This window comes from Klebsiella sp. K4 (assembly GCF_014596785.2).
Classification (GTDB): domain Bacteria; phylum Pseudomonadota; class Gammaproteobacteria; order Enterobacterales; family Enterobacteriaceae; genus Klebsiella; species Klebsiella pneumoniae.
The window spans coordinates 3,074,811-3,094,565 of sequence record NZ_CP115021.1; the positions used below are offsets into that span (position 1 = coordinate 3,074,811).

A 19,755-nucleotide genomic window follows, 5' to 3' on the forward strand; every position below is an offset into this window, starting at 1 on the left:
ACTTACCCCCACATCCTGTTGCGCCAGCGAGAGTCTGGCCGAGGCGGATTTTTGTCCTCCACCAGCTGCGCGCTGACGGTCCATGTCATAAAGTCAGGGTTTAAGCTTCGTTCGACCTTTACGCCCCGCTGACGATATCTCGCTACCAGTTCGTCGGCCTGCTGCGTTGTGCATTCGAGATGGTGAAACCATGAGTGTTTCATCGGCATCACCCCGCGAAGCTTAAAAGCTGGTTGGCGGCGTTCTCAGCTTCCTGCAGGCTGTTGAATGAACGAGAGAGGATCCACCGCCAGAGAACATCCAGCGATGCTTTGTACAGTTCCTGGAACTCGCATTCGTCCATGCTTGCGAAAGAAATGCTGCGAGGGTGTTTTTTCAGCGTGCCGTCCGGCAGCTGTATGGCGTCATAGTGGCCGGCTTCAACGATGACCCACGCCCGGTAAGCATCGAAGGATTTGCAAATACTGATATAGCCGGATCGCTTCTCAGCTATCCGGTCGAGATATTGCCCGGCGGCATCAAGCAACGCCGATTCACTCCCGCCATATGCAGCAAGGTATTTGGCGTAACCTGTGATAAGCCTGCGCTCGTTAGACGAAATCGCCCCGCCGGTAGGTTCCCAATATTCAAAGCCGAGATTGAGTAAAGCAAAGTAACGGCGGTGAAACGCCGGATTGCGGACAAGCTTATAATCGGCTTCCAGAACGGATCCGAGCTTGCATTTTGATTGCAGAAAATCACTGGTCTCCGGCGTCGCGGGGATCAGGATACCTTGAGATTGTTTTATTAAGTGCAATTGCGCCATGGCTTCTCTCCGTGGCGCAGTAGGTAACGGTTGTTCAGGCCGTTGATTTCATATTATCAGAAGGTGGGAGAACTCGGTAGCCAAGTCGTTCCGCAAATTTCATAAATCCGTTTAGAGTAAAAATTTCTTCTTCAGGCAATAAAGGTCGCATTGAAATTATGCCATTAACCCTGTAAATCAGATGCCTTCCTTCGGCCGGGAAGCTACAAATAATGGCGCCATCTGATCTCCTGACAACATCGTACCAGGAATGATTAGTAGGAACCTCAATACCATCACTCACACTACCCCCTGAGCGACATACAGACGCAAAAAAAAGTCCGGTGACAGCATCAAAGGGACACGCTTATTGCGATGCTTTGGGAAATGCCAGCCACCAAAAGGTGAATCAGTAGAACCAGTCGTCCGCGCTTTCCCACGTCTCTTGCAGAATTTGCTCAACGCGTTTTTTATCGCCATCAGCGCCGCCCAAAACGCTAAGGCCATCGTTGCTTGTGCGTCGAATGGTTAATTTGCAGTCATCATAAGACTGGGACAAGCGGCGCAGCAATTCTTGCTCAAGCGCAGGTATGGCGCCATCAGGGAGTTTTTTATGTTTATCAATTGTGACTTCAACTTTCATGGTTAGCATCTCACATGAATACTGTACAAATAAACAGTATACCGGTTGCATGAAATGTTCAACCCCTCTGCAGCACTTTTTGCCAACACCATGCTTATGTTTAGATTGATGTTTTTCCATAATAAAAAACCCGCCGAAGCGGGTTTTATCATGTTGCAATACCTTTTTTCAGGCACATCCACCAGCAACAGGCTTTCCAGTTCCTGCAGGCGTTTGCAGGCGTATTCCAGTGAAGAGTCCACTATTTCACCTCCGCATCAATGCAGGCGATAATACAGCCACGTTCGATCGCTTCTTTAACCCAACGGCGGTAAGTCTCCGGATGGAATACTTCGGTTTTACCGGAACCACTCCAGAACGCCTTTGAGCTGATATCGGGTAGTATGATGGTCAACGGTTTACCAGCAGTGACATCGTTAACCGGAGAGTTGCCAGCCTGCAACATGGCGGCGCGGCAGGCGTTCCAGCCCTTCACCTCAGCGATGGCTGCTACTGCATCCACGGCGTACATGCCCAGTGTATTTGGAATTGGTTTTTCCTCCGGCACTACCGGCACCGGCTGCGCGTGGCGATAGAGCGTGAGGAACTCTGCATTTTCCCCGGCATTCTCTTTGATGAATGAGAACTCGTTTTCGGTAAGCTCTTGCCAGCCTGTGGTTAAGCCGTTGTAGGGATTGCACTCCCGGTACAATATCACCGGCTCGCTGGCCTTTTCGGCCAGCGCCATGCGGGCCAACTCTTTGCTTTCGCCATGCTTCAGGAATCCATCTTCAGCGATTTCCAGGAGGCGTTCTTTGGTTAATTTACTGGTCATTGGTTAAGCCCTCACCCAGCCCTTGGATGTACTGCGGATTTTTCCCGCTTTACGTAGCGCCTGAAGCCGGCGATCGAGAATGCGGAAAGGTTCTGGCTTATTCTCATCCTTTGCAATTCGGACGCATTCTTCTGCTACATCCCTGACGTACAGACTGGAAAATGGCGTAGGGTGCGCATCAATTTTGCTCATTATTTTTGAGTCGAGTAATTCATACTTAGTCATTGGTTGGCTCCTTCTAACGCCGCTGCTATCTCTTCGAAAAAGCCATCTCGGGTATGGCTGGTCATTGCTGGTAAAAATACGGACATCAGCCTGTTTGTGTTGCAGTTCTCATCGTCTGCGAACAGAGCGATTTTTTTATCCAAGCGCACCTTCGCTTCCTGTAACTGCTCGTTTTTCTTGTTAGTGCGCTGGATATAGTCGGCAATGATTTCTATAGCCTTGTTTGTGTATTTTTCGACGTGTTCAGTCATGTGAACCACCTATCGCCTCAATCGTTTCCAACAACAACCGGCGGCGCGTATTTTCTGCAAAGTGACGGCGCCCGGTTTCTTTATGGTAAAACTCGTTTTTGCCGACGACCCACATCCGCTCTGTCTGGTGCAGTTTTTTTACCTTCGGACCGTCTTTGGTGATCACGGTGCCGGTATGGGTTTTTACGATTGTCATACAGCCTCCCCAAGCACCCAGCGCAGAGCCGCCGCGTATTCACCGCTGGCACCTTCGAGGGCTTTTGCGATTTCTTTGCGTGATTTGAGACGCGGCTTTGCTTCACCGAGAATCTGGCGTTGTCGACGAGCTTTTTCGTGGCCATTAGTACCAGCTGTTGCCCGCTCGATTTCTGCTACTTTTGCCCGCTGCTCTTCAGGTGTGAGCGCACCTAGCTGACGTGCCTGGGTAACGGTGACAGTTCCAGCCTCCACCGCTTCCCGGACGGCCTGAGTGGCATCGAGAAGGGAGAGCGTTGCACGAACGGTCTGAACGCTGCAGCCAAACAACACCGCAATGTCGTCCTCATCGAGCCCGCGGTCGAGCGCGTCTGACATTTTTTTAGCCCGGCCAAGCGGTGTATCAGGTCGGCGAATTTCGTTTTCACTGACCATGTATTTAGCCATCTGATTTGCTGATCCGCGCTTAACGACTCCAGGTACAAGCAGTGGGTCTTTGCCTTCTTTCAGACGGAGTTTATTTGCCTCCAGGGTATGTTTAACGCGCTGACGGCCAACAACTACGCAGGTGAGCCCCGTTTCAGGGTCTTTCCAGACGATGATCGGCTCAAGTACACCCAGCTCCGCAATGTTCAGTACCATCCCTTCCTCAATAGGCAGGTGTACCCGCTCATCATAAAGTGGGTGGGTCTTATCGGTGACCAGGTGCAGGTTTTCAGGCTCGAAATTGAGCACGTTTGTTTTGCCGCTGGCACCGTATACATCGATTGAATTCTTAGCCATGAATAGCCTCCTGAACATCTAAAACTCGCTGAAAAACAGGACTGCCAAGCAGGCTGTAATTCATCCCAACAGCAACTTTCGGCACCAGGCCAAAACGCTTCATGTCAAAGTCGATGACGGCCCGCTGATCGCGGAACAGCCCCAAACGACCATGCCGGACAACCTCGCCAGTCGCTTCTGCTTCGGAAAAAAACCGCTGGACAGTAGCGCGGCTCAGCCCCAGTTTTTTCATTGCCTCGGTGGTCGTAAGGCGCCCCTGATGCCTGGTGATCCGAATCACTGCGCGGACGTACTCTCTGCGCTCAACTGCTGATAATGCTCTAGCCATGATTCCGCCCTCTGCCTAAACCGAATTTCGCGCGGATTTCAGCGATTTTGTTTAAGCCCTGCTCGTTACTCAGCGGACGTCCGCCAAGCTTTGGGATCTGTTTAACCGGCTCGGGAATCACTTCCCCGGCATTCAAGCGACGAACCATACGCAGAAGCTCATCCTGCGCCTTACGTCGCAGCTCAGTGTCGCTGAGGCCGTTTGCGCGCATGTCTGCGTACAAGCCAGTAACCATCCAGTAGCAAGCTTTGTGTTTCAGCGTTAACGGTTCGATTTTGTGCTCAGGCCATGGGTACGACTCAGCGTCTGGATACTGGCCGCGAGTCCGGCAATACTGGTAAACCATTTCAACCAGCTCACTCGCATCTGGCAGGCCTACAGTTACCGCCTCCTCAGAACGACACCAGGCGACGAACTGTCCCGGTGATGGCATAAATGGTTTTTCCTGTTTGCGCGCAACCCGCATCCCTGCGTTAATCTGCTCAACTGTGGTGATCCCGTTTTCTTTGAACGCCAACAACCACTGGCGACGCATCTCGTTGAGGTCTTCCACAGATTTGTTGGCCAACACCGGGAATACGGCAAGCAGCTGGCGGAACAGCTCGTTGAAGATCTCCGCAGTCTTGGCCGCCTGGCGCTTTACTGCATGCTCGTCCTGCATTTCCGGAAGCCCGGCAGCCACTCGCTGGAAGTTTTCACGGTCGAAGTTGTGCATGCTTTCTGCGATAGATTTCATTCGAGTACCCCGTCGATCCAATCGGTATTGTCCAGCGCACTGGCGCCTGATTTGTTTTTTGATGGGCTATGGCTACGAAGTCTTTTTGTCGTGAGTTGATCCCACTGTTTGCGTAGTTTTGATGGGCAGAGAATGTTTTCTTGCCAGAAATCATTTTCATTCGCCCACTTGAACAGTTCGCAGATTTCATAGTGAGTGCGCTTGTCCTGCAGACGCATCAGGCGGATGGTGTTCGCCCATTCAACCCAGTTGGGCTCTGAGAGGGAGGCGTTCACGGTGAGGGCTTTATCGAAAATCCATCGCGCGGCTTTGAGGTCGTCAGCTGTTCCCCAGGATTTACCCGCAGGGGTATAAATCCCATCGGCCGCTTCTGGATGACGAGAGAGAAACTTCAAAGTTTCCTCGTTTCGGGATTCTTTAGAATTCCGAGACGAAGAAGATCTTTTACTATTGTTCTTGTTCTTGTATTGGGTGTCTCCCGTTTCCGGGAAAGGTTTTCCCGTTTTCGGTAACACTTTTCCCGATTCCGGGAAGAGTTTTCCCGTTTTCGGTTTGTCTAAAATCCACTCAGATAGCTCAGTATTTATACCGACAATTTTCATCACTCCCTGCTTATGAGCGAAGATAATTTTCCGCTCCGCGAGAGATTTGATTGTGTCGGAAATATGCGACTCTCCGAGGTCTGTAAGCTCAGCAATCACCGTGTTTGTTACTCGGTCCTGCTTCTTGTTCCATCCATAGGTAAGCCAGATAACAGCCTCAAGACACTGCCACTCACGACCAGACATCCGCAGACGTGGCTTGAGCTTCTGTATCTCGTTTGCGATCTTGGTATACCCGTTAGCCAGGTCGGCCATTTGACCTCCCGAACGCTCGGTTTTAATCGGAAAATTGATAACTTCAGCGGTATTTGACATACTCACTCCGTGAACTAAGAGCCCTTTTTTCACACCCCGAAGACTGGCTGTGTTGGCGCACAACAGTCTTCACCCTTTCAGAACAACCCAGCCTGGTCGCCGCCCTTTCGCACTTTGCGCTTTGCTTCCCGGCGTTCAGCTGCGCTGGTCTGCTTCTCAGCCCATAACTTTGCGTATCGCATAACATCGTCAAACATTCCCCCTTTGCGGCTTGCCTGTGACATCCGCTTGTACATATCGACCGCCTGGCATGCCCCCCCTGAGCCACTGCTTGCGTGAAGCCCTGGCGAAGAAGTTCCTCGCGGACGTTCTTCTCAATAAAATCGATGTGATTCATGGATACCCCGCTTACATCACGCCAAGCATTGAGCTCACGATCGTCATCAGCGTTCCTGTCTGCTCAGGCATTAGCCTGAAAAGCGACGCTATTCCCTCGCTCACCTCCTTCAGTTTCTGGTGTTCTGGCGCATTCAGCATCACCGCCTGCTTTGCTTCAGCGCATTCCTTGATAGCCTCGGCGATCATCTCTTCCTTGGTCTTCCCCTTCAGCAGGCCAAATTCCCGGGCCACTTTCTCGTTGTCGCGAGACATCACGTCGATAATCACTGGGAGCAGAGCTGTCAGATTTGCGTCGTTCTTCGGGCCCGGCGTGTTAATCATTCTGAAAAAGTTCTGCTTAACGTTGTGCTTCGATCCCACCAGAAGCAGCCCACGTCCACCGCGCGCAATCCACTCCCGCGCGACCAACTGCGATATGTGATCCTGGGCAGCTCCGGGGGTGGCTTTGTTCCATGCGCGGACGGCTTCCCTGATATGAGTCAGCATATTGTTGTTGCGCGGGACATTTTGATAATTCGGAATCAGCAATCCCTGCTGAAATCCGGTAGTCTGTTGCAATGAAATGGAATGCATGGCTATTACCCCCGGTTCTGCGGCAAGCCGTCAGTTGGATTCGGGTAGAGATCCGGTCGCAGCTCATGCGGGGTAACGCCGGTGATGTTGAATATCGGCAATACCCGATCGTGAGGAACAACGCCTTTGTAGCGATTTTTCCAGCGACTTACCGACATGGGTTTAATACCCAGTAGGGTTGCCAGATTGCTAGCTGTACCTGCTTTTTTGATGGCCTTTTCTAATCCGTTCATAGTCGTCTCCGGTGAGTACATACACCAATTAAGCCTAAGACTTAATTTACAGTCAAGCCCTAGGCTAATTTAAATTTATAAGCAAAAGGCTTACTCTTCTGATATGACTGAGAAAAAATTACTTAACCCGATTCTCGTAGAGCGCCTAACAGAACTAACTCGCCGCGGGATGACAAAATCTGATATGGCTAGGGTTGCGGGAATTACGCCGCAGTCCGTGAACGGCTGGTTCAAGAAAGGCGCCATGAGTAAGGAATCTGCGCTCGCGGTCGCAGATGCCGCCGGGGTGTCAGTGCCATGGTTACTGGGAGAAGAGGTTAATGAAGGGAGTGGGCTGAAGCCCGACGAGCAACGTTTGCTCGAACTCTATCGACAATTGCCCGAAGATGAGCAGCAGAACATGTTGCGGATCGTATCTCTACGGCTAAAGGAGCTCGACGAACTGTATGCCAAGTACATGGGGCGGCGGATTAAGGGTGATGGCGAGTGACCGTTAAGGGTGGTCTTATGAGAATTGGTATAGCATTTCCGGTGATCGTGTTCATCGTTGCAGTCGTTTTCTGGCTTGGTTCATTCTTGGCGACTATGCGAACCCTGGCGCTTAATGCAGAGCTATCATGATTTTCTGGTTGGCAGCAGGACAGGCAATCCCCTTATAAGGCGTCTGGATAAACCTTCAACAATGCTGAGGAAGTATGTCTGATCTGGTTATCCCCATACTCATTACTTTGCTAATTGTCGGACTGGTTGGGATAGTGCTCAGGTTGGAGAAGATTTTCTTCAAGCGAAGGGGGGAGCGGGATGATTTTGACTAAGATAGCTAGCGATTACGGATTCTTACAAAACAAAGAAAATACAAAAATAAACAATAAAATCAACATGTTAGCCAATAGCAACTGCCTATTTAAAATATTCTAAGGGATAGCGATGACAGATATGGACAACAAAGGTGCAGTCATTCCCAATGTCATTGAAATAATCCGCCGCATCAAGGAAGGTTCTACTCAACCATTTCTATGCAAATGTGATGATGGGCAAATGTATGTTTTAAAAGCAAAACCGTCCATGCCCCCAAAAAACCTTCTTGCTGAATTTATTGCTGGGTGTTTGGCCTATGACATAGGGCTATCACTACCCGACTTTAAGATTGTTTTCGTCCCAGAGGAGTTGATTGAGTATGCTCCAGAACTTCAAAATGAAATCCTGCCTGGTCTTGCCTTCGCCTCAAGATACATAGAAGGTGCACTCGCACTTACTTTTACCCAGTCTAGAAATGATGCCATCATACCGACAAATGAACAAAAACTAATATATGCCTTTGATAAATGGGTACTAAATGCTGACCGCACTCTTACAGACAAAGGAGGAAACGTCAACATCCTTTATGACGTTGGCAATGATAAGTATTATCTAATTGACCATAACCTATCATTTGATAAAAATGCTGTTTCGGAAGATTTTACGGTGCATGTTTATGGCCCGGGGAACCGGAAGTGGGAGTACGATTTAGTTGATCGCCTCGAGTACAGACAGAAGGTAGCGGACTGTCACTGTAAGCTCCCAGCAATCATTCAGAAGATCCCGGAGGAATGGATTGTTGACGATGAATTTTTACCTTTTGTACAAAAAACGTTAGAGAAAGGCGATAGCGATGAATTTTGGAGCGACATAGCATGAGTACACCATGCCTTTACAGCATTGTTCGGTACGCACCTTATGCGGAAACTGAAGAGTTCGCAAACATAGGTGTGGTCATGTGCGCGCCAAAAGAAAACTTTTTTGATTTCCAGATCACAAAGCGCAACGATTCTCGCGTAAGAAGTTTTTTTCATGATGACTGTATCTTCCCGATAGCAAAAGACACCATTCAAAGAGAGTTACAGTTTGCTAAAGCCCAGGCAACTCAGATTAGTGGACACCATCAACTTGCTCAATTTTTTAGGTATTTTACAGCGAAAAAGGAGTCAATATTCCAGTTTAGTTCTATTCGTGTGATTCTTAGTGAGAACCCTAAATCTGAGATGGATCGAATTTACAATAAATATGTAAACCACTCAGATTATACAAAAGAACGCCGTGAAGATGTACTGGCTAGGGAACTGAAACGCAGCATTGACAGAATAGATGGTCTAAAAAATACGTTTAAGAATGAATCCATTGAAGGTTCGTATGCTAAGTTCACCATGCCTTTGGTTGCCAAAAAAGGCAATGAAATTCAATGTGCTATAAAACCACTCGCATTTACTCAAACCGAGCCGGGTAAAATGATGGAACATAGTGATACTTGGGTAATGAGGGTTACCCGTGCGGCTGAAGAGAACTTATTAGATATTGATGATGTGCTATTCACTCTTGAAGTACCTGAAACCCCAACATCAGGGCAACGAAAAGTGATAGATACGATTAAAAAAACAATGGACTCTAAGAAAATAAATCATACAGCAGCATCAAATCATATAGACACTATTGAATTTGCGAAAAAAATATTGTTCCAAAAATAAATACGAGTAATCGTATTTTCCACCCGGCCCCCGCGCCGGGTTTTTTATTGCATCAACTCTTTCCACAGCATCAGCACATCCATTGCCAACTCCACAGCCAGATCGACCTGGTCTTCCTGCCACAACACCTGAATCATCTCTATCAGCGCCTCTCTTGACGGCTCTTGCTTTTCAACCAGTAACTGCATAACCGCGATCCCGATAACCGGCGCTATTTGCGGGTGCATCTCCGCGAAAAACTCATCACCGTACCCCATACCCACAGCCTTCCTTGGTGATTTTGTGGGCGTAGCACACTGCTACTCCCCATAAAAATTAAGTCACAAACTTAACGCCAACTTAGCCCAGGACTTGACAAAGTTTAAGTCCAAGGCTTAACATCAACTCACACAAGAACACACCCAGGCAGGACGCCCACGAAGTAGCTGCCGGCGGCATACGAAACACCGGATGAGGTGGAGAGAGCAACGCGCAGTAGGTTTAAACGTTCCGCTGGCCGGCGACAAGGCAATGAGGGTGAGATGAGTAAGGTAAAGGTGGCGCCTATTGAACTCGAAATAGACGCCACGGAAGTAATCAATCAGGTCGAGGAACTACTGGGGTTACTTGAGCTTCCAGCCCGTTCCCTTGAAGGCATCCCTGAGGATGTCGTCAACCTGCTTTTTGACAACATCCGTCCCTTGCTTAACAACATCGTCCTTAGTGATTTCTCGACCACAGTTGGCACAACTGACGCCAACAAAATTTGTATCAAAGTCGAAACCATCGGGACGCTTGAGCATCTCGCTTCCGCAATCAGGGCAAGCAACTTTCATAGTTGTCAGTTTTGACATTTTTTATTTCCTTGCTGGCTGTGTGAGAACTACCAGCATACCACCGAGCCTGAAGTGGTTAAAAGACAGGCAAACATGAGGAGTTGGAATGAGCAAGCAAGGCATCAGAGCCCTGATCATTTCAGCAGTTATTGGGCTCTTCATCTGGATCGCGCTCTTCAGCGCACTGAGGGGATTGTTTCTATGAATGATTTCGCACGCAAACCCGCTCGTCAGCAGGCTGTTCGTTTAAATCCGCTGTCGGCTTTCATCCGCCGGGTGTGCTACATGCTCGCGCAAAAAGGAGGCCCTTCATGAGCACGATGTTTGCCCTGGTTCTCACCGTCAGCATGCTGACGGGCGGTAATCAGGATGTCCTGCTCGGCGTTTACGACACTGAGAATGACTGCAAGGCAGCTGCAGAAGAGCAACACGTGAAAGCTGAATGTTATCCACTGAAAGGTTTACTGGACGAGCATCCGGCCGGGTTCACGGTGCAAATGTAGGGGGAAGAATGCAGAAGAAATGCGGTTACTGCAGTAAAGCAATCGAGGGAAAGCCAGTGGTAAGCACCCTGTTGTACCTCCAGGGGAACCAGCTAGCACGGAAAGAAAAAGAGTATTGCTCTGAACGCTGCGCCTCTTACGACCAGATGGCGCACGAGAGCTAACGTAAACCCGCCGAAGCGGGCTGTACGTCCGGTGCCACCGACCAAAGTTACACCGGAAATTACCAAAACCAATGACCACCCTAAATGGGCGCTACCAATGGCCCGGGGGATTCTACATCCAAAATAGAGGCTATCACATGGAATATTTTTATCTGATAAAAGCGACTCAAAAATCGGGTAAAGCTGATGCCGTAATCTGGCGCACTAATAAATCAGAAGCCCGCGCTCTACTGCAGCTCGACGTCGATCTGGAAGACGCTGGGATCGAAACAGGCCGCGGCAAAGACTATCAAAAACCTATTCGCACCGATTTCCCGGTATTCAACGACCTGCCAGCGGAGGGTGTTCTCGATTACTCATGGTGCGAACGCTACCAGCTCGGCGACGATGGCCGCACCTGGACTCTTAAGCCAGGACTGGCGCCTGCTGATGTTCATCACGGCGATAATGCCGGAGTATCCTCTGAGGCCGTTACTGGAGAGCTGGTTGATGCCAATACTACTGGCGACGCGGCACAAGATGAGACCGTGGAAACTTTCGGCAGCGATGAATACCAGGACGATTCAAGCGCGCTTTTTAACGTGGCAGAACTCCCCTTTCGCGCTCAGCTGCTGGCGCAGTATATGGCCGAAGAGAGTCACGTTTATCATATCAGCATGCCTCACCGGCAGGAGCTGTCAGTTCTGGAAATGGACACTGATAACGCAGCCGTCCAGGATCTGATTCTGGCCGCCGAGAATATCCCTGAAATCAAAAAATACGATATGCCGACGCTCTGGAAATTCACCAGCGCCAATAAAAAAGTCTTCCCGGAAGGGAAACGGCATGAGCTCGGCAAACGTATTCAGTTTGCAAAGCTGTGGTTCGCCACGAACGCGATCGACCGCGGCATTCTCACCAGGGAATGGGCTGCCGGTAACTGCATTTCTTCGGTTTTGAAAACTGATGCAGGAACTAATGCTGGCGGCGGTAATAAAACCGATCGCAACCCTGACTACACCCATACCCTTGATACGCTCGATGTAGAAATAGCCCTGGCCACAATGCCAATGGATTTCGATATCTACAATTTCCCGGCATCAATTCACCGCCGGGCCAAAGAGATCGTTCAGAAGAAAGAAAGTCCGTTCAAGGAATGGTCGGCAGCGCTGCGCAAGGTTGCAGGCATCCTGGATTATTCCCGCGCCGCGATTTTTGCCCTTATTCGTGGCGCCACCAGCGACATTCATCATTTCCCGGTAAGTTTGCAGACCTATATCAATGCGAACCTGACCGAGCATAAGCATGACGCCCCTTCTGCTGAGACTCTTGAAAAAGCTGGTCATGTTTCATCTGCCGCCGTCACTCTGGACGCTGTGAAAAAGGCTATCGATGGAGATGAAGGTGTGCCTGACCTGGAAACTCTCCCAACTGACTTTCAGGTAATTGGCACCGAACTGGTGAAAGAAGCTCAAAAGAAACGCCCTGACGCTAATCAGGTTCTGGCCGCCGAACGTGGCGAATATGTCGAAGGCATCAGTGACCCCACGGATCCGAAGTGGATAACCGAAGACCTGACCAAACCCAAACAGCCTGAAGTTTCAAACATGGGCAATGGTGTTTTTTCGATTGATGGTCTGATGGATAGCCAGCCATCACCAGCACCAGCACCAGCACTTTCTATCGTGGACCAGGCGCGCCAGCGCGCTGCAGAGGAAAAATTACATCCAGCTAATTCCGGGGAAACCACCAGCGATGTGCAGATGGAAACGGCTCAGCCGGTCGAAGACGAAAATGATAATGCGGTATCAGCAGGCGAAGGCGCTGATGAGCCTCCTGCGCAAACAATTGCCGTGAACATGAGCAAAATACTGGCTGAACGCTGCCCGGATCTTACCGCCGAAGTGCTGAAAAGCCAGGTTTCCGAGAGTGCTCATAGAGATGAAGAGAAAGAGGCTGAACAAGCAGCACCAGCATGGCCGGAGTATTTCGAGCCTGGTCGATATGAAAGCGTGCCAAATGAGGTCTACCACGCCGCTAACGGCATCAGCTCCACGATGGTTAAAGATGCCCGGGTATCGCTGATGTATTTCGAGGCGCGCCACGTATCCAAAACCATCCAGAAGGTGCGCTCTCCTGTTCTGGATATGGGCAATCTGGTGCATGCACTGGCGCTGCAGCCTGATCAGCTGGAAAAAGAATTCAGTATCGAGCCGGAAATCCCGGAAGGTGCCTTCACCACGACGGCGACGATCCGCGCATTTATCGACGAATACAACAACGGGCTTCCGGTTTTGCTCAGCGCAGAGGACATCAAGAGATTCCTGGAGGAATACAACGCGAACCTGCCCGCCCAGGTTCCCTTGGGTACATCATTTGAAGAAACCGGCCAGGGTTATATGTCTTTACCTGCTGAGTTCCAGCGCATTGAAGACGGTCAGAAGCAAACCGCCAGCGCAATGAAGGCCTGCATCAAAGAATACAACGCCACCCTACCCGCCCAGGTGAAAACCAGCGGTGGCCGCGATGTCTTACTGGAACAGCTGGCGCTTATTAATCCTGACATGGTTGCTCAGGAAGCACAGAAGGCGCAGCCCCTGAAAGTCTCTGGTACAAAGGCCGAACTGATTCAAGCCGTGAAATCGGTAAAACCGGATGCCGTGTTTGCCGACGAGCTGCTGGATGCATGGCGCGAGAACCCGGAAGGAAAAGTGCTGGTTACCCGCCAGCAGCTGGCTACGGCACTGGCCATTCAGAAAGCACTGTTGAATCACCCGACCGCTGGCAAGTTGTTGACGCACCCGAGCCGTGCCGTCGAGGTGAGCTATTTCGGCATTGATGAGGAAACCGGGCTGGAAGTTCGCGTGCGCCCTGACCTTGAGATAGACATGGGCGGCCTGCGCATTGGTGCGGACCTGAAAACCATCAGTATGTGGAACATTAAGCAGGAAGGCCTGCGCGCGAAGCTGCACCGGGAAATCATCGAGCGCGATTACCACCTGAGCGCGGCTATGTACTGCGAAACCGCAGCCCTTGACCAGTTCTTCTGGATATTCGTCAACAAAGACGAGAACTACCACTGGATCGCCATCATCGAGGCATCCGAAGAACTGCTGGAACTCGGCATGCTGGAATATCGCAAAGCAATGCGTGCCATCGCGAACGGTTTCGACACTGGCGAATGGCCGGCGCCGATTACCGAAGACTACACCGAAGAACTTAACGATTTTGATATGCGCCGTCTCGAAGCGCTGCGCGTACAGGCATAAGGGGGAACAGTCATGGAAAACACTAACATTGTTACAGCCGAACAGCAGGCACCAAACACCATTTCAGCTAGCAACGCGATCTTTAACGTTCAGGCTCTCGGTCAGTTAACTGCTTTCGCAAACCTTATGGCTGATTCACAAGTGACAGTGCCAGCTCACCTTGCAGGTAAGCCAGCCGATTGCATGGCCATCGTTATGCAGGCTATGCAGTGGGGCATGAATCCCTATGCAGTCGCGCAAAAAACGCATCTGGTAAACGGCGTGCTCGGATATGAAGCCCAGCTCGTCAACGCGGTAATCGCCAGTTCCAGCGCTATTAACGGTCGATTTCATTATCGCTACGGCGGCGACTGGGAACGTTGCACAAGGACGCAGGAAATTACCAGGGAAAAACACGGTAAAAATGGGAAATACAGCGTTACAGAACGGGTGCGGGGCTGGACTGATGAAGACGAAATCGGGTTATTCGTCCAGGTCGGCGCGATTCTGCGCGGTGAATCAGAAATCACCTGGGGGGAGCCACTTTATCTCTCTGGAGTCGTCACACGTAATTCTCCTTTGTGGGTTTCTAACCCGAAACAGCAGATCGCTTATCTGGGCGTCAAATACTGGGCACGGCTGTATTGCCCGGAAGTCATCCTGGGTGTTTACAGCCCGGATGAAGTTGAACAAAGGACCGAGCGAGAAATAAACCCGGCGCCGGCGCAAAGAATGTCTGTCGCAGAGATCACCAGCGGAACAGACATCACCACCAGCGCGCAGGATTCAGCTCTCAATATTGATTCCCTGGCAGATGATTTCCGTGACCGCATTGAGCGCGCCGAATCGGTCGATGCAGCAAAAGCCATCAGGGCGGATCTGGATAAAGAGAAAGCTGTGTTGGGCACTGTTCTTTTCACCGAACTGAAAGGTAAAGCCGTGCAGCGTTATTTCATGGTAGACGCCCGAAACAAAGTTGAGGCCGCGATCAACTCTCTACCTAATCCCGGAGAACCGGAAGCCGTCGAACTGTTCGCTAAAGCTGAAGGCATTCTCAACGGCGCGAAACGCCACCTCGGTGATGAACTGTATGACCAGTTCCGCATCGCCCTGGACGACATGAAACCGGAATACGTGGGTTAACCAGATTGGGAGGGGAAACTCTCCCGATAAAGGAATGTATATGCGATTGATTAACCGAAGCAGACACTCCCCTCTGGGCCGCCAGGCGTGCGATGCGGCACTGGCAAAACACGTTGAGCTTTATGGAGCCTACGGGCGACAGAAAACAAAGAGAACTTATACGGTGGTGGTTCAAGGCTCAAAGATCACTGTAGAAGTTGTTAACAGAAAAAGTAGCTATGTGGCCACAGCCATGAGCTGCGCGCGCCGGCTACACCATCTGCCTGGACAATGTAACTAAGGGGTTTTTATGACTAATACATCTCATATATCAGATGAAATTTTGATAACCGATGACGTTCTGTCCAGATACAAAATATCGCGCAGCACACTTTATTTCTGGAGCACCCCATCCCGGATGCCCTCTTACTTTGCTCAGCCATTCCCGCAGCCTAAAATAAATGGCAGCCCTAAAAGGTGGAGACTTTCAGACTTGTTGGCCTGGGAAGATAACGTGGGGATCAAACCAGAGGCTGACCAACCAGCTTCTCAAGGTGACCCTGCCAAACAGCAAGCCAGTGACGCTGATCATCCAGATAATCATGCAGGTTATAACGTGCCATGACACCTGCCATATGATGGCCAAGCAGTTTTTCCACAACATGTGGCGGCGCACCTAATTCAGAAAGGCGTGTCGCCACTGTTCGCCTGAGGTCATGGAGAGACCAGGGCTTCATGCCTGTTTTAGCTATAATCTGAGCAGAAAACAGAGCGACGTTTGGTTGTAGTGGCGGTCTGTCATCTTCTGGCCCTCTGTAGCGTGACAGTGTCACAACGTGTTTTGAAACTGACGTTTCCTTCTCTGCTAACATCATTCTTACTACTGCCTCGGGAAGTGCCCTTCTGACCGATTTCCCGGTTTTATAATCGCTTGCCGGAATGGTCCACGTTTGCTCATGGAAATCGAACCACTCCCATCTTGCTGTCCTGATCTCCGTACTCCGGCAGCCAGTCATGATGAGAAACTTCATTATCAGCTGTTGTCTGTATTTCAATTCAGGAAGGATGTTCCAAACTGTTTTGATTTCCTCATCACTCAATCTGCGATCTTTTACGGATGCTGTGAGACCTACGTCAGAGCGCCTAAGGCTCTCAATTGGGTTCACATTAATTACCCCTCGATTGGAGCAAAAACGGAACGTACGCTGCATCAGCCCAAGCATCTGACCAGTGACAACTCTTCGCCCCATGCCATCAAAAAGGTTAAGCCAGTGCGCTTTAGTGGTCTGATCAACAATCATGTTCCCCAGCACAGGCGCTATATGGTTATTGAAGTCCCGCCGGTTAACCTTGATTTTCACAAGACCTTCAGGGATGCAGTAATACTTTTCCCAGTAATCGAAAGCCTCTTTAACGGTGAGCGCTTCGACTTTTTTCTGTTTCTCCAGAACTGTTTGCCGTCTCGGATCGAGTCCTTCTGTCAACCAAGCCCTGAACTGCTGTCTACGTTCGCGAGCTTGAGATAAGGAGTTGGTGGGATAATCGCCAATCGTTAGCTGAGCGGCTTTCCCGTTCCATCTGTAGCGGTAAAAGAATGTTATACTGCCGGAAGTAGACAACCGGACATTCAGACCATGAGCGTCCGATATGACCTCGATCTGGTCTCTCTTTTTGCCAAGAGCTTTTCTTAATTTTGTGTCGGTAAGCAATGAGTACACTCCGGAAGATGATATACACATCAGTGTACACATTTTGGTTAAATTGATAACCTTCAAATCAATGCAGAACACACAAAATTAAAGCACTCAATGCTGGCAAGGTGTTGGTATTAGCGGGATTTTTGAAAAGACTTAAAGTATGACTAACAAACTTAAAACGGATTCATATGCCCTACGATAGCGTTTATCTGGAAAAGCGTCCGCCCGGCGCGCTGCGCACCGTATGGCGTAAGTTCTATGGCGACACCACGGCGATGATCGGTCTGTACGGCTGCGCGGGCCTGCTGCTGCTCTGCGTCTTCGGCGGCTGGTTCGCCCCCTACGGCATCGACCAGCAGTTCCTCGGCTACCAGCTGTTGCCGCCGTCGTGGTCGCGCTATGGCGAAGTCTCCTTCTTTCTGGGAACCGATGACCTCGGCCGCGATGTGCTGAGCCGACTGCTGAGCGGCGCGGCGCCCACCGTCGGCGGCGCTTTTGTCGTCACCCTCGGTGCCACGCTGTTTGGTCTGGTGCTGGGCGTGATTGCCGGATCGACCCACGGCCTGCGCTCGGCGGTGATGAACCATATCCTCGACACCCTGCTCTCCATCCCCTCGCTGCTGCTGGCGATTATCGTCGTCGCCTTTGCCGGGCCGCATCTGAGCCATGCGATGTTCGCCGTCTGGCTGGCGCTGCTGCCGCGCATGGTGCGCTCCGTCTACAGCATGGTCCACGATGAGCTGGAGAAAGAGTACATCATCGCCGCCCGCCTCGACGGCGCCTCGACGCTGAATATTCTGCTGTTCGCCATCCTGCCCAATATCGCCTCCGGCCTGGTGACCGAGATCACTCGCGCCCTGTCGATGGCCATTCTGGATATTGCCGCGCTGGGCTTTCTTGATCTCGGCGCCCAGCTGCCTTCGCCGGAATGGGGAGCCATGCTGGGCGATGCGCTGGAGCTTATCTATGTGGCGCCGTGGACCGTGATGCTCCCCGGGGCGGCGATTATGCTCAGCGTACTGCTGGTCAACCTGCTGGGCGACGGTATTCGCCGGGCGATCATTGCCGGGGTAGAATAATGCCGTTACTCGATATTCGTCACTTAACCATTGAATTTAAAACCAGCGAAGGCTGGGTAAAAGCCGTCGATCGCGTCAGCCTGACGCTGACCGAAGGCGAAATCCGCGGCCTGGTGGGGGAATCCGGCTCCGGGAAAAGCCTTATTGCCAAAGCTATCTGCGGCGTGACCAAAGACAACTGGCGGGTCACGGCCGACCGCATGCGCTTCGATGACATCGACCTGCTGCGACTGTCGAACCGCGAGCGCCGGAAGCTGATCGGCCATAACGTGTCGATGATTTTTCAGGAGCCCCAGTCGTGCCTCGATCCCTCTGAGCGCATCGGCCAGCAGCTGATTCAGAGTATCCCCGGCTGGACCTACAAGGGCCGCTGGTGGCAACGGCTGGGCTGGCGCAAGCGCCGGGCCATCGAGCTGTTGCACCGCGTCGGCATTAAAGATCACAAAGATGCCATGCGCAGCTTCCCCTATCAGCTGACCGAGGGCGAGTGCCAGAAGGTGATGATCGCCATCGCCCTGGCCAACCAGCCGCGTCTGCTGATTGCCGACGAGCCGACCAACGCCATGGAGCCGACCACCCAGGCGCAGATTATTCGCCTGCTGACGCGGCTCAACCAGAACAACAACACCACCATCTTGCTGATCAGCCATGACCTGCAAATGCTCAGCAAATGGGCGGATAAAATCAACGTCATGTACTGCGGGCAGACGGTGGAGAGCGGGCCCAGCGAAGAGCTGATCACTCTCCCACATCACCCCTACACCCAGGCGTTAATCCGCGCGATCCCGGATTTCGGTAGCGCCATGCCGCATAAAAGTCGCCTCAACACCCTGCCTGGAGCGATCCCGCTGCTGGAGCAGTTGCCTATCGGCTGTCGGCTGGGGCCGCGCTGCCCGTACGCCCAGCGCGAGTGTATCGAAACGCCGCGTCTTACCGGGGCGCGCAACCATCTGTACGCCTGTCATTTCCCGTTGAACATGGAGAAAGAGTGAAATGGTCGAAACATTGCTGGAAGTTCGCCAACTCAGTAAGACCTTTCGCTACCGCACCGGCTGGTTTCACCGTCAGACGGTTGAGGCGGTTAAACCGCTGAGTTTTACCCTGCGCGAACGGCAGACGCTGGCGATTATCGGCGAGAACGGCTCCGGGAAATCGACCCTCGCGAAGATGCTGGCGGGCATGGTGGAACCCACCAGCGGCGAACTGCTGATTGACGATCATCCGCTGACTTTTGGGGATTACTCCTACCGCAGCCAGAAGATTCGCATGATCTTTCAGGATCCGTCGACCTCGCTGAACCCGCGTCAGCGCATCTCGCAGATCCTCGATTTTCCGCTGCGACTGAATACCGATCTCGACGCCGAGGCGCGGCAGAAGCAGATAATCGACACCCTGCGCATGGTCGGTCTGCTGCCGGACCACGTCAGCTACTACCCCCATATGCTGGCGCCCGGTCAGAAGCAGCGTCTCGGCCTCGCCAGGGCGCTGATCCTGCGCCCGAAGGTTATCGTCTGCGATGAGGCGCTGGCCTCGCTGGATATGTCGATGCGCTCCCAGCTTATCAACCTGATGCTGGAGCTGCAGGAGAAACAGGGCATCTCCTATATCTATGTCACTCAGCACCTGGGAATGATGAAACACATCAGCGATCAGGTGCTGGTGATGCATAACGGCGAAGTGGTCGAGCGCGGCAGCACTGCCGATGTGCTGGCCTCGCCGCTGCACGACCTGACCCGGCGCCTGATCGCCGGCCACTTCGGGGAAGCCCTCACCGCCGACGCCTGGCGCAAAGACGGGAAATAGCTGGCAGGCGACGGCAGGGGCGG

The 19,755-nt window shown here is 51.6% G+C and carries 28 protein-coding genes and 1 pseudogene; 11 read left to right on the forward strand and 18 right to left on the reverse strand.

Annotated elements, in window-relative coordinates; all coding sequences use genetic code 11:
• Positions 1 to 2: 2 nt before the first annotated feature.
• The 15 genes from IB144_RS15340 to IB144_RS15410 form a co-directional block, all read right to left on the reverse strand.
• Positions 3 to 209 (reverse strand): hypothetical protein, encoded by a 207-nt coding sequence (locus IB144_RS15340; RefSeq protein ID WP_032422218.1) that lies wholly within the window; start codon positions 207 to 209, stop codon positions 3 to 5.
• The gene (locus IB144_RS15345; RefSeq protein WP_016946309.1) at positions 209 to 805 is read right to left on the reverse strand and encodes a DUF1367 family protein; all 597 of its coding nucleotides are present in this window, start codon (positions 803 to 805) and stop codon (positions 209 to 211) included. Before IB144_RS15345 ends, IB144_RS15340 begins: the two co-directional genes overlap by 1 nt.
• 34 nt (positions 806 to 839) lie before the next feature.
• A complete protein-coding gene (locus IB144_RS15350; protein WP_071557491.1) occupies positions 840 to 1,088 on the reverse strand; it encodes a hypothetical protein in 249 nt (82 codons plus the stop codon).
• Between the two features lie 105 nt (positions 1,089 to 1,193).
• Positions 1,194 to 1,427, reverse strand: coding sequence for a DinI family protein (locus tag IB144_RS15355; protein ID WP_004184503.1), 234 nt, complete (start codon positions 1,425 to 1,427; stop codon positions 1,194 to 1,196).
• Between the two features lie 2 nt (positions 1,428 to 1,429).
• Positions 1,430 to 1,669, reverse strand: a complete 240-nt coding sequence (locus IB144_RS15360) for a hypothetical protein (RefSeq protein ID WP_047670651.1) — start codon at positions 1,667 to 1,669, stop codon at positions 1,430 to 1,432.
• Complete coding sequence (locus IB144_RS15365; protein WP_117157527.1) at positions 1,669 to 2,241, reverse strand: hypothetical protein; 573 nt, start codon at positions 2,239 to 2,241, stop codon at positions 1,669 to 1,671. Before IB144_RS15365 ends, IB144_RS15360 begins: the two co-directional genes overlap by 1 nt.
• Before the next feature lie 3 nt (positions 2,242 to 2,244).
• Complete coding sequence (locus tag IB144_RS15370; protein WP_023286281.1) at positions 2,245 to 2,466, reverse strand: hypothetical protein; 222 nt, start codon at positions 2,464 to 2,466, stop codon at positions 2,245 to 2,247.
• Positions 2,463 to 2,717, reverse strand: a complete 255-nt coding sequence (locus IB144_RS15375; protein WP_020804604.1) for a hypothetical protein — start codon at positions 2,715 to 2,717, stop codon at positions 2,463 to 2,465. The genes IB144_RS15370 and IB144_RS15375 overlap by 4 nt, the downstream gene beginning before the upstream one ends.
• A complete protein-coding gene (locus tag IB144_RS15380) occupies positions 2,710 to 2,913 on the reverse strand; it encodes a hypothetical protein (RefSeq protein ID WP_020804603.1) in 204 nt (67 codons plus the stop codon). Before IB144_RS15380 ends, IB144_RS15375 begins: the two co-directional genes overlap by 8 nt.
• Entirely contained in the window at positions 2,910 to 3,695 is a 786-nt protein-coding gene (locus IB144_RS15385; RefSeq protein WP_117157526.1) for a ParB/RepB/Spo0J family partition protein, read from the reverse strand. Before IB144_RS15385 ends, IB144_RS15380 begins: the two co-directional genes overlap by 4 nt.
• Positions 3,688 to 4,023, reverse strand: coding sequence for a DUF977 family protein (locus tag IB144_RS15390; RefSeq protein WP_117157525.1), 336 nt, complete (start codon positions 4,021 to 4,023; stop codon positions 3,688 to 3,690). Before IB144_RS15390 ends, IB144_RS15385 begins: the two co-directional genes overlap by 8 nt.
• Positions 4,016 to 4,759: a replication protein P gene (locus IB144_RS15395; RefSeq protein WP_117157524.1), complete on the reverse strand. Its 744-nt coding sequence runs from the start codon at positions 4,757 to 4,759 to the stop codon at positions 4,016 to 4,018. The genes IB144_RS15390 and IB144_RS15395 overlap by 8 nt, the downstream gene beginning before the upstream one ends.
• Positions 4,756 to 5,676: a replication protein gene (locus IB144_RS15400; RefSeq protein ID WP_032409425.1), complete on the reverse strand. Its 921-nt coding sequence runs from the start codon at positions 5,674 to 5,676 to the stop codon at positions 4,756 to 4,758. Before IB144_RS15400 ends, IB144_RS15395 begins: the two co-directional genes overlap by 4 nt.
• Positions 5,677 to 6,024: 348 nt before the next feature.
• Positions 6,025 to 6,588, reverse strand: coding sequence for a toxin YdaT family protein (locus IB144_RS15405; RefSeq protein ID WP_117157523.1), 564 nt, complete (start codon positions 6,586 to 6,588; stop codon positions 6,025 to 6,027).
• Between the two features lie 5 nt (positions 6,589 to 6,593).
• Positions 6,594 to 6,821, reverse strand: a complete 228-nt coding sequence (locus IB144_RS15410; RefSeq protein ID WP_101996023.1) for a YdaS family helix-turn-helix protein — start codon at positions 6,819 to 6,821, stop codon at positions 6,594 to 6,596.
• A gap of 103 nt (positions 6,822 to 6,924) precedes the next feature.
• Between IB144_RS15410 and IB144_RS15415 the strand changes: the two genes are divergently transcribed.
• The 3 genes from IB144_RS15415 (at position 6,925) to IB144_RS15425 (ending at position 9,322) form a co-directional block, all read left to right on the forward strand.
• A complete protein-coding gene (locus tag IB144_RS15415) occupies positions 6,925 to 7,311 on the forward strand; it encodes a helix-turn-helix domain-containing protein (protein WP_101996022.1) in 387 nt (128 codons plus the stop codon).
• A 437-nt stretch (positions 7,312 to 7,748) separates the two neighbouring features.
• Positions 7,749 to 8,498 (forward strand): HipA family kinase, encoded by a 750-nt coding sequence (locus IB144_RS15420; protein ID WP_064149203.1) that lies wholly within the window; start codon positions 7,749 to 7,751, stop codon positions 8,496 to 8,498.
• Positions 8,495 to 9,322, forward strand: coding sequence for a DUF3037 domain-containing protein (locus IB144_RS15425; RefSeq protein WP_064149204.1), 828 nt, complete (start codon positions 8,495 to 8,497; stop codon positions 9,320 to 9,322). The genes IB144_RS15420 and IB144_RS15425 overlap by 4 nt, the downstream gene beginning before the upstream one ends.
• A gap of 44 nt (positions 9,323 to 9,366) precedes the next feature.
• Here IB144_RS15425 and IB144_RS15430 read toward each other — a convergent pair whose 3' ends face one another.
• Positions 9,367 to 9,579: a hypothetical protein gene (locus IB144_RS15430; protein ID WP_101996020.1), complete on the reverse strand. Its 213-nt coding sequence runs from the start codon at positions 9,577 to 9,579 to the stop codon at positions 9,367 to 9,369.
• Positions 9,580 to 9,924: 345 nt separating this feature from the next.
• Positions 9,925 to 10,155 carry a hypothetical protein gene (locus IB144_RS15435; protein WP_153932150.1) on the reverse strand — a complete coding sequence of 77 codons (231 nt, stop codon included), beginning with the start codon at positions 10,153 to 10,155 and terminating at the stop codon, positions 9,925 to 9,927.
• 293 nt (positions 10,156 to 10,448) lie between these two features.
• Between IB144_RS15435 and IB144_RS15440 the strand changes: the two genes are divergently transcribed.
• The 5 genes and pseudogenes from IB144_RS15440 to IB144_RS15460 all read left to right on the forward strand — a co-directional run bounded on the left by IB144_RS15440 (position 10,449) and on the right by IB144_RS15460 (position 15,454).
• Positions 10,449 to 10,640: a YebW family protein gene (locus tag IB144_RS15440; RefSeq protein WP_020804303.1), complete on the forward strand. Its 192-nt coding sequence runs from the start codon at positions 10,449 to 10,451 to the stop codon at positions 10,638 to 10,640.
• An 8-nt stretch (positions 10,641 to 10,648) separates the two neighbouring features.
• A complete protein-coding gene (locus IB144_RS15445; protein WP_020804294.1) occupies positions 10,649 to 10,804 on the forward strand; it encodes a YdaE family protein in 156 nt (51 codons plus the stop codon).
• A gap of 137 nt (positions 10,805 to 10,941) precedes the next feature.
• Complete coding sequence (locus tag IB144_RS15450; protein ID WP_117242995.1) at positions 10,942 to 14,052, forward strand: RecE family exodeoxyribonuclease; 3,111 nt, start codon at positions 10,942 to 10,944, stop codon at positions 14,050 to 14,052.
• Positions 14,015 to 15,174 (forward strand): annotated as a pseudogene (locus IB144_RS15455) (RecT family recombinase). Before IB144_RS15450 ends, IB144_RS15455 begins: the two are co-directional and overlap by 38 nt.
• Before the next feature lie 40 nt (positions 15,175 to 15,214).
• Positions 15,215 to 15,454, forward strand: coding sequence for a DUF4060 family protein (locus tag IB144_RS15460; RefSeq protein ID WP_022631172.1), 240 nt, complete (start codon positions 15,215 to 15,217; stop codon positions 15,452 to 15,454).
• 220 nt (positions 15,455 to 15,674) lie between these two features.
• On the opposite strand, the gene IB144_RS15465 is transcribed toward IB144_RS15460, so the two are convergent.
• The gene (locus IB144_RS15465) at positions 15,675 to 16,892 is read right to left on the reverse strand and encodes a site-specific integrase (RefSeq protein WP_188006550.1); all 1,218 of its coding nucleotides are present in this window, start codon (positions 16,890 to 16,892) and stop codon (positions 15,675 to 15,677) included.
• Positions 16,893 to 17,038: 146 nt separating this feature from the next.
• Here IB144_RS15465 and sapC point away from each other — a divergent pair, with 146 nt between their 5' ends.
• The 3 genes from sapC to sapF are packed head-to-tail and all read left to right on the forward strand — an operon-like array spanning position 17,039 to position 19,732.
• Positions 17,039 to 17,929, forward strand: a complete 891-nt coding sequence (gene sapC, locus IB144_RS15470) for a putrescine export ABC transporter permease SapC (protein WP_004151901.1) — start codon at positions 17,039 to 17,041, stop codon at positions 17,927 to 17,929.
• Positions 17,929 to 18,921, forward strand: coding sequence for a putrescine export ABC transporter ATP-binding protein SapD (gene sapD / locus IB144_RS15475; RefSeq protein ID WP_004140266.1), 993 nt, complete (start codon positions 17,929 to 17,931; stop codon positions 18,919 to 18,921). Before sapC ends, sapD begins: the two co-directional genes overlap by 1 nt.
• Position 18,922: 1 nt before the next feature.
• The gene (gene sapF / locus IB144_RS15480) at positions 18,923 to 19,732 is read left to right on the forward strand and encodes a putrescine export ABC transporter ATP-binding protein SapF (protein WP_004140269.1); all 810 of its coding nucleotides are present in this window, start codon (positions 18,923 to 18,925) and stop codon (positions 19,730 to 19,732) included.
• Positions 19,733 to 19,755 lie beyond the last annotated feature (23 nt).